At 34.7% G+C, this 16,453-nt stretch carries 11 protein-coding genes; 8 read left to right on the forward strand and 3 right to left on the reverse strand.

Annotated elements, in window-relative coordinates; genetic code table 11:
• Positions 1-371 precede the first annotated feature (371 nt).
• From ACHZDT_RS05535 to ACHZDT_RS05555, 5 genes are all read left to right on the forward strand, one after another.
• Entirely contained in the window at positions 372-3,452 is a 3,081-nt protein-coding gene (locus ACHZDT_RS05535) for a vitamin B12 dependent-methionine synthase activation domain-containing protein (protein ID WP_394773643.1), read from the forward strand.
• A 109-nt stretch (positions 3,453-3,561) separates the two neighbouring features.
• Positions 3,562-4,518, forward strand: coding sequence for a methylenetetrahydrofolate reductase [NAD(P)H] (gene metF / locus ACHZDT_RS05540; RefSeq protein WP_394773644.1), 957 nt, complete (start codon positions 3,562-3,564; stop codon positions 4,516-4,518).
• A gap of 406 nt (positions 4,519-4,924) precedes the next feature.
• Positions 4,925-5,578: a class I SAM-dependent methyltransferase gene (locus ACHZDT_RS05545; protein ID WP_394773645.1), complete on the forward strand. Its 654-nt coding sequence runs from the start codon at positions 4,925-4,927 to the stop codon at positions 5,576-5,578.
• A gap of 277 nt (positions 5,579-5,855) precedes the next feature.
• Entirely contained in the window at positions 5,856-7,079 is a 1,224-nt protein-coding gene (locus ACHZDT_RS05550) for a dicarboxylate/amino acid:cation symporter (RefSeq protein ID WP_394773646.1), read from the forward strand.
• A 97-nt stretch (positions 7,080-7,176) separates the two neighbouring features.
• Complete coding sequence (locus tag ACHZDT_RS05555; protein WP_394773647.1) at positions 7,177-8,586, forward strand: pyridoxal phosphate-dependent decarboxylase family protein; 1,410 nt, start codon at positions 7,177-7,179, stop codon at positions 8,584-8,586.
• A gap of 103 nt (positions 8,587-8,689) precedes the next feature.
• On the opposite strand, the gene gldA is transcribed toward ACHZDT_RS05555, so the two are convergent.
• Positions 8,690-9,586, reverse strand: a complete 897-nt coding sequence (gene gldA, locus ACHZDT_RS05560) for a gliding motility-associated ABC transporter ATP-binding subunit GldA (protein ID WP_394773648.1) — start codon at positions 9,584-9,586, stop codon at positions 8,690-8,692.
• Positions 9,587-9,731: 145 nt separating this feature from the next.
• Between gldA and ACHZDT_RS05565 the strand changes: the two genes are divergently transcribed.
• A complete protein-coding gene (locus tag ACHZDT_RS05565; protein WP_394773649.1) occupies positions 9,732-10,313 on the forward strand; it encodes an outer membrane beta-barrel protein in 582 nt (193 codons plus the stop codon).
• A 477-nt stretch (positions 10,314-10,790) separates the two neighbouring features.
• On the opposite strand, the gene metE is transcribed toward ACHZDT_RS05565, so the two are convergent.
• Positions 10,791-13,112, reverse strand: coding sequence for a 5-methyltetrahydropteroyltriglutamate--homocysteine S-methyltransferase (gene metE / locus ACHZDT_RS05570; protein ID WP_394773650.1), 2,322 nt, complete (start codon positions 13,110-13,112; stop codon positions 10,791-10,793).
• A gap of 157 nt (positions 13,113-13,269) precedes the next feature.
• On the opposite strand from metE, the gene ACHZDT_RS05575 reads away from it, so the two are divergent.
• Together ACHZDT_RS05575 and ACHZDT_RS05580 are read left to right on the forward strand one after the other, a co-directional pair.
• Positions 13,270-13,731 (forward strand): Lrp/AsnC family transcriptional regulator, encoded by a 462-nt coding sequence (locus ACHZDT_RS05575; RefSeq protein WP_057121353.1) that lies wholly within the window; start codon positions 13,270-13,272, stop codon positions 13,729-13,731.
• A 276-nt stretch (positions 13,732-14,007) separates the two neighbouring features.
• The gene (locus ACHZDT_RS05580; protein ID WP_394773651.1) at positions 14,008-15,354 is read left to right on the forward strand and encodes a deoxyguanosinetriphosphate triphosphohydrolase; all 1,347 of its coding nucleotides are present in this window, start codon (positions 14,008-14,010) and stop codon (positions 15,352-15,354) included.
• A gap of 95 nt (positions 15,355-15,449) precedes the next feature.
• Here the strand turns inward: ACHZDT_RS05580 and ACHZDT_RS05585 are convergent, their stop codons facing one another.
• The gene (locus tag ACHZDT_RS05585) at positions 15,450-16,451 is read right to left on the reverse strand and encodes a DUF3078 domain-containing protein (RefSeq protein WP_394773652.1); all 1,002 of its coding nucleotides are present in this window, start codon (positions 16,449-16,451) and stop codon (positions 15,450-15,452) included.
• Between the last annotated feature and the right edge of the window lie 2 nt (positions 16,452-16,453).

Genomic DNA, 16,453 nt, shown 5'->3' on the forward strand with positions numbered 1-16,453 from the left:
ATGTTTGTAGCAACGGAATTTATTCCGTTGAAAATAAAAAGGACACAAAATAAGATTTCCGTAGGAACGACATATTTAATTAGGTTCAAAGTTTTTAAAAAACGATAATTGAAATCGTGAAGATTATAAAGCAGTTTTGAAACCGAGTTTGCGTGAGGGATAGAAGCGGTTAGCCCACAGCCTGACGAAGGAAGAGCGAGGACTAATAGCGGATAGCCCGACCCGGAGGGACACGCCCAAAATAGGATAAATATTGGGATGAGATTGCTTCGTTCCTCACAAGGACAAGTAAGACGTTAAAATAAAAGTTCCGGAGGAACGAAACATATTGTAGCAACGGAATTTATTCCGTTGAAAATTGAAAAAAAGAAATGGCAGAAAACAGAAGAGACCTTGTATTAGCAGGATTAGAACCGTTAATTATTACGCCTAACAGTGTTTTTGTAAACATTGGGGAACGTACAAATGTAACAGGCTCAAGAAAATTCCTTCGCTTAATTAAGGAAGAGAAATATGACGAGGCACTTGATATTGCAAGACAACAAGTAGAAGGTGGAGCGCAGATCATCGATATTAATATGGATGAAGGAATGCTTGATGGTGTTTACGCCATGACAAAATTTCTGAATTTAATTGCATCAGAACCGGATATTTCGAGAGTGCCGATTATGATCGACAGTTCGAAATGGGAAATCATTGAAGCAGGTCTAAAAGTAGTACAAGGAAAAAGCGTTGTAAACTCGATTTCGTTGAAAGAAGGCGAAGAAGCCTTTATTCATCACGCCAAATTAATCAAGCGTTACGGAGCTGCGGCAATTATCATGGCTTTTGACGAAGTAGGTCAGGCGGATAATTTTGAGCGCAGAGTTGAGATTTGCCAGCGTTCGTATGATATATTAGTCGATAAAGTTGGTTTTCCTCCACAGGATATTATTTTCGATTTGAACATTTTCCCCGTTGCAACCGGAATGGATGAACATCGATTGAATGCGATTGATTTTTTTAGAGGCACAAAATGGGTTCGTGATAACTTGCCACACGCTCATATTAGCGGTGGAGTAAGTAACGTTTCGTTCTCTTTTAGAGGAAACGATCACGTTCGTGAAGCGATGCACTCAGTGTTTTTATACCATGCGATTCAGAACGGAATGACAATGGGAATCGTGAATCCGGAAATGCTTTCGATTTACGATGATATTCCGAAAGATTTATTAGAACACGTTGAGGACGTAATCCTTAACAGACGTGACGATGCGACGGAAAGACTTTTGGATTTTGCTGAAAATGTAAAAGGCGAAGTAAAAAGTGATGAAAAAGCGATTCAGGAATGGCGTTTAGGAACGGTTCAGGAACGTATTACGCATTCATTGGTAAAAGGAGTTGATGCTTTTATTGAAGAAGATGTCGAAGAAGCACGTTTAGCAGCTGTAAAACCTATTGAAGTTATCGAAATCAATTTGATGACGGGAATGAATGTGGTTGGAGATTTATTCGGAAGCGGAAAAATGTTCCTGCCACAGGTAGTAAAATCAGCACGTGTAATGAAAAAAGCCGTGGCGTATTTGTTGCCATTTATAGATGCGCAAAAACGCCCCCCAACCCCCGAAGGGGGAGTAAAAACCTCACAACATTGGGAAACTGCAAATCCAATTAATTATGGATTATTAAAGGCGTTTTCTTTGGAAATGAGAAACCAACCAACCGAAACTGAAAAGATTTTATGGGCGCAATTAAGTGGTAAAAAACTAGAAGGATATAAATTTACAAGACAACATATTATAGGTGATTATATTGCTGATTTTGTTTGTTTAAAAGAGCGAATTATTATCGAAGTAGATGGGTTAATTCATCAATTACCAGAAAATATAGCGAGCGATTTAGAAAGAACAGCTTGGCTAAATAATCAGGGATTTCAGGTTTTACGATTTACAAATAAAGAAGTTTTAATAGGATTAGAGAAAGTCTTAACTACTATAAAAGATGCTTTAGAGGCTCCCCCTTCGGGGGCGGGGGGGGCAGGAACAATCCTGATGGCAACCGTAAAAGGCGACGTTCACGATATTGGTAAAAACATAGTTTCGGTAGTATTAGCGTGTAATAATTATGAGATTGTAGATCTTGGTGTAATGGTACCTCCGGAAAAAATTATCGCTGCTGCGATTGAACATAATGTAGACATTATTGGTTTAAGCGGATTAATTACTCCTTCGCTTGACGAAATGGTCTATTTGGCCAAAGAATTAGACAAACAAGGAATTAAAATCCCGATTATGATTGGTGGGGCAACTACTTCGCGAGCGCATACAGCCGTGAAAATTGCACCTCAATATAGAGAAACTGTAATTCACGTAAACGATGCTTCGCGTGCCGTTACCGTTGCAGGAAATTTATTAGATCATAACCGTAAAATATATGCAAGCGATATTCGCGCAGAATATGATGCGTTTAGAGAAACGTTTTTGAATCGTTCAAGAGATAAAAACTTCCTGACGATTGAACAAGCACGTAAAAACAAATTACAACTGGATTGGTCTGAATATACGCCAACCAAACCAAAATTTATTGGTAAACAAATCGTTGAAGTTGATCTTGATGTTTTAGTTCCATATATTGACTGGACGCCGTTTTTCAGGACTTGGGAATTATTCGGGAAATATCCTGCAATCCTGACGGATGAGGTTGTGGGAACAGAAGCAACTTCGGTTTTTGCAGATGCACAGGAAATGCTGAAAGTAATTTTGGCAGAGAAAAAACTAACAGCTAAAGGAATCTACGGAATTTTCCCAGCGAATCAAATTGATGACGACGATATCGAATTGCGTGATGAAAACGGAAGAGTTTTGGAGAAATTTTTAACGCTTCGTCAGCAATCACAAAAAACAAAAGGAGCGCCAAATATCGCTTTGTCTGATTTTATCTTACCAAAAGATTCAGGAATTACAGATTATATAGGAGCTTTTTGTGTAACAACTGGTTTTGGTGTAGACGAATGGGCAGCTGAATTTGAAAAAGATCTTGACGATTACAATTCGATTATGGTAAAAGCATTAGCCGATCGTTTTGCTGAGGCTTTCGCCGAATATCTTCACGAAAAAGTACGTCAGGATTTCTGGGGTTATGATCCTCAAGAATCACTTTCGACAGAAGATCTGATAGAAGAAAATTACAAGGGAATTCGTCCTGCGCCAGGATATCCAGCGTGTCCGGATCACTTGGAGAAACCAACAATCTGGAAACTCTTAAATGTAGACAAAGAAATTGGAGTAACCTTAACAGAAAGCATGGCGATGTGGCCAGCATCATCTGTTTCAGGATATTATTTCGGAAATCCAAAAAGTAAATACTTCGGACTCGGAAAAATAAAAGAAGATCAGGTAGTAGATTACGCCAAACGCAGAAGCATTTCAACAGATAAAGCCATGAAATGGCTAAACCCTAATATAGCAGATTAAATCCCCACCCAGCCTCACCAAAGGGGAGTAGCCGAAATGAGATAAAAAAATATTGTTCAATTAAAATTACCCGAGTTCTCCCCTCCTTTGGAGGGGTCGGGGGAGGATCATGAAAGTAACACAACATATAGAAAACGCCAAAGGAAATACATTATTCTCATTTGAAATTATTCCGCCTCAAAAGGGGAAAAGTATTCAGGAATTATACGACAATATTGATCCGTTGATGGAGTTTAAACCACCGTTTATTGATGTAACAACTTCTCGCGAGGAGTATATTTATATTGATAAAGGCAACGGACTTTTAGATAAAAAACTAACTCGTATGCGTCCGGGAACGCTTGGAATTTGCGCTTCTATAAAACATAAATACAACGTAGATACCGTTCCTCACGTACTTTGCGGAGGATTTACGAAAGAAGAAACCGAATATCTTTTGGTAGATTGTAATTATCTTGGAATCGACAATGTGATGGCTTTGCGTGGTGACGCCATGAAAGACGAACAATATTTCATGCCAAAAGCAGGAGGAAACGATTATGCGATTGATTTGGTAAAACAAATTAGTTTACTAAATCAGGGAAAATATCTTCACGAAGTAATGGATGCTGATAACAGGGCGAATTTCTGTATTGGTGTTGCAGGTTATCCGGAGAAACATTTAGAATCTCCTTCTTTACAATCAGACTTAAAAAGACTGAAAGAAAAAGTAGATGCCGGAGCTGATTACGTAGTAACACAAATGTTTTTCGACAATTCAAAATATTTCAACTTTGTTGAAAAAGCAAGAGAAATGGGAATCACAATTCCTATTATTCCTGGAATTAAACCTATAGCAGTTCAAAGACATTTACAGGTTTTACCTCAAATTTTCCGCATCGATTTACCCGAAGATTTAATTAATGCGGTTGATAAATGCAAGAATAATGCAGAGATTAAACAAGTGGGAATTGAATGGGCAATTCAACAATCATTAGAATTAAAAGCTGCCGGAGTTCCTGTATTGCATTATTATTCAATGGGAAAATCTGAGAATATTCGCCAGATCGCGAGCCATTTATTTTAAGAGATTAAGTTCAAAGTTGTCATTTCGACGAAGGAGAAATCACACGCGGGATTCGACACAGATTGACAACTTTCTTTACGGAGTTTCTAATGTGATTTCTCCTTCGTCGAAATGACAAAAGCCTTGAAAACATTAGTGTTATTGCTTCGTTTCTCGTCATGACAAACAGCCCGGAATTTGGAATTTCTTAATGATAAGAGAATAAAAGTTTTTAGGAGCTATTTCCAGCTGTCCGCTATATCTTTTGTGGCTCCCGAAGTTTCGGGACCGCCACAAAAGGATGCCGCTCCCATCTGGGCTAGAACATTTAGGAGTTAAATTAAGACATTTAGTAAGATAAAGGATTGGAGTTTGGTCCTCGAAATGAAAAACAGTTTGGAATTTGGAATTTTTTAATTGAAATTTTATGAAACAAGAAGAATTACAAGCGATAGCATCTCAGCTAAAACATCCAACAGGAGAAAAAGGAATTGAAATGGCGAACATGATGAATGAAACCAACATCAATATGACGCGTCATTCGATTCAAAATCTAAATATAGAAACAGGAAATACAATTTTAGAATTAGGTCACGGAAATGCGGGACATGTAGATTTTATCTTCGAGCAAGGTGAAAACATTAAATATTATGGACTTGAAATGTCTGAATTAATGTTTCAGGAAGCTCGACGGATCAACAGAAATTATGTATCTCAAAAACAAGCTTTCTTTTCACTTTATGATGGGAATATTATTCCGTTTCAAGATTCTTTTTTCAATAAAATATTTACAGTAAATACCATTTATTTCTGGCAGGAACCTGAAAAATTACTTTCGGAAATTTATAGGGTTTTACAACCAAAAGGAATTTTATGCATCACTTTTGGCCAAGAAAGTTTCATGAAACAATTGCCTTTTACTCAATTTGAATTCGAACTTTACAGCACAGAAAAAGCCGAAAACTTAATTGAGAAAACACCTTTTAAAATCATAAAAACGGAAACTTTAACCGAAAAGATAAAAAGTAAAACTGGCGAATTAGTTGACAGAGCTTTTACAACTTTAGTTTTAGAAAAGTAGTGATTAATACGAATCAAGGATTGAAACTATTTATTTTGTGTCGCTAGATACTACGTATAAGGAGCAATTAAATTTGTTTTAATTCAATGATTTCTGCCAACATTTAATACTTACGGCATATTTCAACTCTTGATCTCATAAATTAACACAGATTAAAAAATCATTTGAAATCATTTAAATCTGTGGCATTAAAAAAACAATTTAGCATTCTATTTTTGATTACTTTAATTGATTTTTATTTCACGTTTCTATTTCCACATTCTTATACGATTAAATTATGGAGGTTAAAAAAATCAATTTTCTAAAAAGTTACAGCAGTATTTTGCTGCTTTTGGGCGGCATCACAGTTGGAAGTATATTTGGATTAGTTTTTAAAGAGAAAGTTGAGGTTATAAAACCTATCGGAGATATATTTCTGAACCTGCTTTTTACGGCTATTATTCCGCTTATTTTCTTTACGATCGCATCTTCAATTGCCAGTTTAGAAAGAACAGAAAAATTAGGAAAACTGTTTGTGGTCATGATAACTGTTTTTTTAAGCACGGTTCTGATCTCAGGAATGGTAATGATTATTGCTGTTTATATTTTTCCAATTCATCAAAACGTAATCATTTCTAAAGTTCCTTTAGAGAATATTCAATCCGGAAGTATTGGCGATCAAATTGCACAATTGCTTACCGTAAATGATTTTTTCGAATTATTGTCCCGAAAAAGTATGCTGGCATTAATTATATTTTCCTTTCTGATAGGTTTTGCAAGTTTACAATCCGGTGAAAAAGGAAATGCTTTTAGAAGTTTTCTGGATTCAGGAAACGAAGTTATGAAACAGCTTTTGAATATGATTATGAAATTAGCTCCGATAGGTCTGGGTGCATATTTTGCTTATCAGGTTGGCGTTTTTGGACCGCAATTATTTGGAATTTATGCCAAACCATTAGGTGTTTATTACGGAGCTTGTGTTTTTTATTTCTTTGTGTTTTTCAGTTTGTACGCTTTTGTAGCAGGAGGTAAAAGAGCTTTTAAAGTTTTCTGGACCAATAATATTACATCATCATTAACGGCAGTGGGAACTTGCTCAAGTATTGCAACAATTCCGGCAAATCTGGACGCTGCTGAAAAAATGGGGATACCCAAACATGTCCGCAATCTGGTTATTCCGCTAGGAGCGCCTTTGCATAAAGACGGTTCTAGTATGTCATCCATTTTAAAAATCACCTTTCTTTTTGCCATGTTCGGAAAAGATTTCACTTCACCTTCAACGATACTTTTAGCATTAGGAATTACCGTAATCGTCTCGATTGTAGAAGGCGGAATCCCAAACGGAGGTTACATAGGAGAAGTTTTGGCGATCACCGTTTATGGATTGCCAATGGAACAAGCTTTGCCCGTAGCCATGATTTTGGGAACTCTTGTTGATCCAATAGCCACTTTATTAAATGCAAATGGTGACGTGATTTCTTCAATGTTAGTCTCGCGATTTGCAGAAAAAACCAAATGGTAATTTTTTTTTCAAAATAAAAATCAGTGTTAATCCGCTTAATCAGTTCAATCTGTGGGCTAAATTTAAGCAATCAATTAAGCACAATAAACAATATATAATGAATTCAATACTTCAGCAAGATCTGCAAGATCTGGAAAATATACTCAATCAAGCCAAAGAACAAGGAATTGATTTTTTGAATAATCTTGAAAATATTCCAACTTCAAATAAAAATACAACTGATCCAACAAGAAATCTAAACGAATTAGGCTTGGGATCATTAGCCACTTTAAAAGAATTTAATGAACGATTAGCACCGTTAATGGTTGCTTCGCCCGGACCAAGATATTTAGGATTTGTTACCGGAGGATCAACACCGGCTTCAATTGTGGGAGATTGGCTGGCAACAGTTTACGATCAAAATACACAAGCTGTAAAAGCTCAGGGAGGAACTTCGGCTTTAATCGAGTTTGAAACAATTCATTTATTGTTACAATTATTAGACTTGCCAAAATCATTTTTAGGAGGTTTTGTAACCGGAGCAACAATGTCAAACTTTACCTGTTTAGGAGTTGCAAGACAATGGTTTGGAGCACAATCAGGAAAAGATTTTGCGAAAAACGGAATATCAGAAACGATACATATATTAACGGCAACTCCACATTCTTCTTCTATAAAAACATTATCAATGTTAGGTATTGGAAGTAATAATTACACGACAATTAAAACCATCGAAGGCAATCGTGAAGCAATTGATATAGATGATTTGGAAAAAAATATTCAAAATTTAAACGGAAAACCTTTTATCTTAATTTCTAGCGCGGGAACGGTAAACACAGCAGATTTTGATGATTTTCAGGCTATTTCAAAACTAAGAGGAAAATATAATTTCTGGTGGCATATTGATGCTGCTTTTGGCGGGTTTGCAGCTGTTTCAGAAAAATTTAAACATCTTGTTGAAGGTTGGGAAGGTGCCGATAGTATTACAATTGATTGTCATAAATGGCTGAATGTACCTTATGAAAGTGCTTTTTATTTGGTTAAAGAAAAACACACGAATCTTCAGGTTGAAACTTTTCAAAATTCGAATGCACCTTATTTAGGAAACCCATTAGAGAATTTTAATTACCTGAATGTATTACCGGAAAACTCACGTCGTTTGCGCGCTCTTCCGGTTTGGTTTTCGTTATTGGCATACGGAAAAGAAGGTTTTCAGGATATTGTTGAAAATAGTGCAGCACTGGCATTGCATTTTGCAAATGAACTTATCGAAGATGGAAATTTTGAACTTCTTGCGCCAATTCGATTAAATAATGTTTGTTTTACTTTAAAAGGAGATCATAATCAGGAAAATGTAAGTCAGTTTTTAACTCATTTAAATGACAGAGGAAAAGTATTTATGACGCCAACGGTTTATGAAGGTCGTAAAGGAATCAGAGCTTCGTTTGTAAACTGGCGCACAACAGAAAATGACATTAAAATTATAATAGAAGAGATGAAAGAATCTATTTTAGACTTAGAAATATAATCTTAATAGAAGAACTGAAAGCATATAAAAAAAGCCAATTCATCTATTAGAAGAATTGGCTTTATGTGTGTAAACTGTAAACTGAGACTGTAAACTGAAAAACTTACTTAGTAATTTCTCTAAAAACAGTTTCCAGATTTTTATTTTTCTGATTCAATTGTAACGTTTTTAAACCATTTGCATTGGCGAAATCAAAAATAGACGGACGCATATCTTTATCAGCAACAAAAGTTAGTTCCCAAGTCATATCGTGGATATTTCTATAGGAAGTAATATTTTCGAGTTTTGCCAAAAGTTGTTCTTCGATCTGATAATCAAATTCAACTTCAATTACTTGTTGTTTATCTTCAGAAATTAAATGATCTAATTTCTTGTCAGCAACGATTTCTCCTTTGTCAATAATAATGACACGATCACAAATTGCTTCAACTTCCTGCATGATGTGAGTTGATAAAAAAACTGTTTTATCTTTTCCAACATTTTTGATTACGTTACGAATTTCCATTAACTGATTCGGGTCCAGTCCGGTAGTTGGTTCGTCCAGAATTAAAACATCAGGATTGTGCAGTAAAGCATTCGCAAGTCCCACACGCTGACGGTATCCTTTTGATAGTTGTCCTATTTTTTTATGACTTTCGGCTGTCAGTCCTGTCAGTTGAATAACTTCTTCGATTCTTGATTTTTCAACTTTATAAACATCGGCATTAAAAGCCAAATACTCACGAACATACAAATCTAAATATAACGGATTATGCTCCGGTAAATAACCAATAGATCTTTGAACGGCTTTTGCATTTGTCATGACATCATGACCATTTACAAGGGCTGAGCCATTATCTGCCAATAAATACGTGGTCAAAATTTTCATCAATGTAGATTTTCCTGCTCCGTTAGGTCCTAGAAATCCTACGATTTCTCCTTTTTGAATAGAGAACGAAATTGAGTCTAACGCTTTTTGCGTTCCGTAACTTTTTGATATGTTGTTTACTTCTATCGACATGAATATTTATTTGCTACAAAAGTAAACAGAAATAGTCTTGGTTTTTCAATTTTTGTCTTTTAAAGAAATCATAAAAAAATCACAAAGCCCAACGCCAACGGCATCGTTATTGTTAAAGCAGTAGTAATTAAAAAAATAATTTATAATGAAAAAAATTTTACTTATTCTGGCTTTAGCTATGTTTAGCTTTGCAAATGCACAAAAAGGAACAATCTTGGTTGGTGGAAACATCGGATTTACTTCTGAAAAATCAGAATACCAATTTGGAGAAGCAACAACAAATACATTTAGTTTTTCTCCTAAAGTTGGTTACCAATTTAATGACAACTGGACTGTTGGGGGTGAATTTACAGTAGCTTCATCTAATGATGACAACGGAACTAGAGAAATTAAAGACAACAATTTCAAAATTGGAGCATTTGTACGTTATGCAGTGCCATTAAGCCAAACATTCTCTATTTTTGCTGATATGGGTGCAGGTTTTCAAAATGCAAAATCTAAAGTATACGGTCCTGGAAATGCTTTCTCAAAATCTAAGGCAGATGGTATGTATGTAGGTGTTACTCCAGCTCTTTTCATCAACATGAAAAAAGGTTTTGGTTTAAACTTTAGTATTGGTGGTTTAGGATATGAGACACTTAGTTATGATAATAACGGTGCTGATTATAGTAAATTCTACTTCAACTTTGGACAAACATTTAACATTGGAGTTTCTAAAAACTTCTAATCTTAAATTATATATTCAATTTCAGAAAAGCACTCCAATTGGGGTGCTTTTTTTGTTTCAATTCATATGAGTAAATAAAAAGCTGTTTGATTTAATCTATGCTTAATTGACAATAACCTCAAAAATTTCTGTATAAGTAACAGAAGTTTTTTCTTTATCATTAAATTCATAAGTAAGAACTGCTTCTATCGTATTAATTCCTTTTTTGACTAATACTTCTTTTACAATTTGAACTTTTATCCGAAATCAATCAAATGTTTGCAGAATCTCAAAATTCTGTTGTATTGACGTGATTATCTTTTTTGTTTTCTTTTAAAAGTGTCTTGAAAACTGAAATTTTCTGCTTCAAAAGAAACCAAAAAGCAAAACCCAAAATGCAAAGATGCCAACAAAGGTGAAGTCGAAACTAATTCATAACTACAAGAACTTCGACTCCACCAGTTGACACTAAAAAACAAAAATATATTTAATAAAGTATTAAGTAACAGGATTTTCAACAGCTGCTCTCATTTCCTGAGCGGCAGCAACCATTTCGATTAAAGCTTTTTTGGTTTCATCCCAATGACGTGTTTTTAAGCCACAATCAGGATTCACCCATAATTGATCGACAGGAATTACTGCCGAAGCTTTTTCTAACAAACGAACCATTTCGGCACTTGAAGGAACACGCGGCGAGTGAATGTCGTAAACTCCGGGACCAATTTCGTTAGGATATTTAAAGTTCGCAAAAGCATCTAAAAGTTCCATTTGCGAGCGCGAACATTCAATCGTGATTACATCAGCATCCATGTCAGCAATATTCTGGATAATATCGTTGAATTCGCTGTAACACATATGTGTGTGAATTTGCGTATCGTCGTTAACGCCACTTGCCGAAATTCTAAACGCTTTTACAGCCCAATCCAGGTAATTTGCCCATTCTTCTTTTCGCAATGGCAATCCTTCGCGAATTGCTGGTTCATCGATTTGGATAATTTTAATTCCTGCTTTTTCAAGATCTACAACTTCGTCACGAATTGCAAGAGCAATTTGCGTACAAGTCTCAGAACGAGGCTGATCGTTACGAACAAACGACCATTGCAAAATAGTTACAGGTCCTGTAAGCATTCCTTTTACCCATTTTGAGGTTAAAGATTGTGCGTATTTTGACCATTTTACCGTCATTGGGTTTGGTCTTGAAACATTACCATAAATTACGGGCGGTTTCACGCAACGGCTTCCGTAACTTTGAACCCAACCGTTTTTTGTAAAGGTAAAACCGGACAATTGTTCTCCAAAATATTCGACCATATCGTTGCGTTCAAACTCACCATGAACTAAAACATCAATGCCGGTTTCTTCCTGAAAACGAATTGTCGCTTCGGTTTCTTTTTCAATTAATTCGTTGTATTGTTCGGTTGTTAATTCTCCTTTTTTAAATTTTGCTCTCCAGCTTCTTACTTCGGCAGTTTGAGGAAAAGACCCAATTGTGGTCGTGGGGAATAATGGAAGATTTAAAGCTTCGATTTGGCTTTTTCTTCTCGTAGCAAAATTACTTTTACGTTGATCGTCGGTTGCTGAAATTCCGGCAACACGCGCTTTAACTTCGTTATTATGAATTAATGTAGAAGTTTTACGATTGTCATTTGCAATTGTATTTCTTTCAAAAGCTACCGAATTTTGAGCAATAACTTCGTTTGAAGCTAATTGTTTCAATACAACAATTTCGTTTACTTTTTGTTTTGCAAAAGCCAGCCATTGTTTGATTTCGGGCGTAAGCGTTTCGTCATTAGTTTCTAAATCTAAGTCGCAAGGACTGTGAATTAAAGAGCAAGATGGCGCAACGAGAATTCGGTTTTCTCCCAATGCCTCAGTTGCTTTTTTGATTAATGCCAAAGAATTCTTGTAATCATTTTTCCAGATATTTCTTCCGTCAACAACTCCCAAAGAAAGATTTACGTTTGCAGCTAATTTTCCGGATTCTAAAATATCATCTAATTGAGATGGACAACGTACTAAATCTAAATGAAGTGTGTCAACCGGCAAAGCCAATGCAGTTTGAAGATTTTCTCCAAAACAATCAAAATAATTCGCCAGAACGATTTTAATTTTCGGGAAACGAATGTTGATTTCATTATATACTTCTGTAAAAGTATTGCGTTCTTTATCTGTTAAATTTAAAGCCAGGAAAGGTTCGTCAAGCTGAATATATTCTACTTTTTCGGCTTGTAGTTTTTCGAAAATTTCAAAATAAACAGGCAATAATTTATCGATAAGATCAATTCGGTGAAAACCTTCTTCTTTTTCTTTTCCTAAAAGCAAATAGGATATTGGTCCAATTAAAACTGGTTTTGTTGCAATTTTTAAAGCATTTGCTTCTTTGAATTCATTGATTATTTTTTCTGAAAACAATTCGAATTTTTGGTCTTTCGTAAATTCAGGAACAATATAATGGTAATTGGTATCAAACCATTTTGTCATTTCCATTGCTACAACATCCTGACCGTCTTTTTGAGCGCCTCTTGCCATTGCAAAATACAAATCGATAGATGAGTTTGTTTTTGCCAGTTCGTGGTATCGTTGCGGAATTGCGCCTAATGTCAAAGTCAAATCTAATACCTGATCATAAAATGAAAAATCATTAGACGGAATCAAATCTACTCCGGCTTCGGCTTGTAAATGCCAGTTTCTGCGACGAATGTCTTTTCCGGTTTGAATCAATTCATCAACCGAAATTTTTCCTGCCCAATACAATTCGCAGGCTTTTTTTAATTCTCTGTTGCTACCAATTCTTGGGTAACCTAAATTATTTGTTTTCATTTTTGGTTCAGTATTTTTTACTGAACAAATTTATTGTTTTAGGTTTTATAACTTATATTTGACTATTATTTAAGTAAATAGTGTTTTAAATTCAATAATTTGAAGATTATATTACTGATAAAACCTTTTTAAGAGAACTTTAGCCGTAAAAAAAACTATGGAAAACCTGGACAAAACCGATTTGCTGATATTAAAATACCTTCAGGAAAACTCAAATATCAACACAAAAGACCTTGCAAGTAAATTATTTCTGACTGTTACGCCAGTTTATGAACGTATAAAAAGATTAGAACGTGACGGATATATTACTAAATATGTTGCATTATTAGACAAGAAAAAGATGAATCGCGGCATGACGGTTTTTTGTAATGTTCGCCTTAAGGAACACGCAAAAAATGTGGGAAGTAATTTTGTAAAAGATATTGTGGCGCTTCCTGAAATTATTGAATGCTATAATATTGCCGGCGATTATGATTTTATGCTTAAAATTCTGGTTCAGGATATGGCTAGTTATCAGGATTTTGTAATGAATAAATTATCTACCATAGAAAACATAGGGAACACGAACAGTATTTTTGTAATGGGAGAAATTAAACACAGCACGGCATTAGAGTTTTAATAGTAAAGTAATATTTTGCCACAGATTATAATGATTAAAATGATTTTTTTATAATTGATACTTAGATTTTTTTGCCACAAATTTCACAAATTAACACAAATGACTGTGCTTAAATTAATTCGTGACAATTCGTGAAATTCGTGGCGAACAAAACATCTAATCTTTTAAATCAAATTAATCTGTGGCATATTTTTATTCAATATTATCGTAAAATAAAATGTATTTTTGGCGTTTTAGATACCAATCTAAAATCAACAATCTGAAATCTAAAATTAAATGAACTGGGAACAACTTTTATCACTTAAACGCCAAGGCGACACGAGCAAAAGATTACGTGTAGAACAAGATGATACCCGATTGGGTTTTGAGGTTGATTATGACAGAATTATCTTTTCGTCTGCGTTTCGATCACTACAAGATAAAACACAGGTTATTCCGCTTTCAAAAATAGATTTTGTTCATACCAGACTTACGCATAGTTTAGAAGTTTCGGTTGTTGGAAGATCTTTAGGACGTTTGGTTGGAAAAAAAATCATTGAGAAATATCCGCATCTAAAAGAAATTCACGGTTATCACATGAATGATTTTGGTGCAATTGTGGCGGCTGCTTCTCTGGCGCACGATATTGGAAATCCACCTTTTGGACATTCTGGTGAAAAGGCAATTGGAGAATATTTTTCGATAGGAAACGGATTAAAATATAAAGATCAGTTAAAAGCCAAAGAATGGCAGGATTTAATTGATTTTGAAGGAAATGCAAACGGATTTTCGGTTCTTACGGCAAGTCGCCCGGGAATTGAAGGCGGACTTAGAATTTCGTACGCAACTTTGGGCGCTTTTATGAAATATCCAAAAGAAAGTTTGCCTAAAAGACCAACAAATGGTATCGCCGATAAAAAATATGGCTTTTTCCAGACCGATAAATCATTTTTTGAAGAAGTAGCAAAAGATATGGGAATGATCGCCAATAAATCAGGAGATGATATTGGTTTTGAAAGACATCCTTTAGCTTATTTGGTAGAAGCTGCCGATGATATTTGCTACACGATTATTGATTTTGAAGATGGTATAAATTTAGGATTAGTTTCGGAGGATTTTGCTTTAGAATATTTAATTAAACTTGTAAAAGATAATATTGGAGTTTCAAAATATAAATTGTTAGAAACTAAAGAAGACCGAATTAGTTATTTGCGTGCTCTTGCAATTGGTGCTTTGATTAATGACGCTGTTGATGTTTTTGTTGAAAACGAAGAAGCTATTTTAGCAGGAAAATTTCCTTTTGCTTTAACCGATAAAAGCAAGTATAAAGCACAAATGGATGATATTATCAAATTAAGTGTTGAGAAAATTTATCAAAGCCGTGAAGTAGTTGAAAAAGAAATTGTAGGTTATCAAATTATCCAGACTTTACTGGATAAATTTATAACCGCTTTTAATAATAAATATGACGGAACGGCTTCAAACTATGATAAATTGATTTTGAAAATGTTACCTGAAAAGCATCATTTAGAGAAGGCCAATTTATACGAGCGATTATTACATATATGCCATTATGTTTCTCTTTTAACAGATGGAAATGCGCTGGAATTATTCGAAACTATAAACGGAAGAAAAAAGAATTAAGTCAATCTTAGTTAGATACTTTAAAATAAAAATACCACATAAAAACGATGTTTCTATGTGGTATTTTTATTTGCTTAAATTTGAGTATAAGATTTTTATTGAAAAGCATAAACCAAACCAACTCCCAAAACTTGTCTCAACTGAGCTCTTGGTCCGTCGTTTACCTGAGAAGTTGATCCTGTAACCGGATCGACAACATCTACTTTGGTTTTGATATCATCATCATAAACTAAATGTAAACCAATATTTGCTTTTACATAAGCATTAACCACAAGATCTAAACGAGTATCATAATCTACATCGACATTCCCGAATTTATGTAAATAATCAGTATACAAGCTTAAACGGTTTTCATAAAAAACGTTTTTGTAAATCTCATTTTTCATATATCCGGTTAACAAAATACCAAATTCCGCTTTTACTTTCTGTCCTTTTTCAACAAGTATGTTATTATTAGGATCTAATGGATCTACCATATAAACCGCTTTTTTAACACCAAAAGATCCTTGATCAGCCAAAGTTTGGTCTAAAACCAAGGTGGTTTTTAAAGTAATAGGAGAGAAATAAAATACTCTGTTTTTTTCTTTATTTGAGTTTTCAGCTCCAGCTCCTAAAAACACGTAAGCTGGTGCAAAAGGTTTGGAAATCGCAATATCTCTGTTTGGATAATTATAACCATCTGTAAACTGAGTATTGAAATTGAATTTAGCCGAATAATACCAATCTGAAAGTGTGTCTTTTCTAAATCCATAAGTAGAATTCAGCATAAGAGCGTCATCAGTTTTTCTAAGTTCAGTACCGTCTTGTTTATTTAAACCATATTTTACAATAAGTTCATTTACCCATTTATGATTTCCTTTTACAAAAGTTCTATTAAACTCGCCTTTAAAAAGACCGGAAATTGAACTTGTTCCCCCGGCACTCCAGTTTACAAAAGCAATTTCGGAAATATCAAAACCTACCTGATTTTTTTTAGTCCAATTTGATGGTGGCGGCGGTAATTCATTTGGTGCTAAAGTGGTTTGTATAATTTGAGCAAAGTTATGTGAGGTACACAAAAGCAATAGAAGCAAAAGGGTAGAACGCAATAATTTCATTA

It is taken from the genome of Flavobacterium sp. (genome assembly GCF_043722275.1).
In the GTDB taxonomy this organism is placed as follows: Bacteria; Bacteroidota; Bacteroidia; order Flavobacteriales; family Flavobacteriaceae; genus Flavobacterium.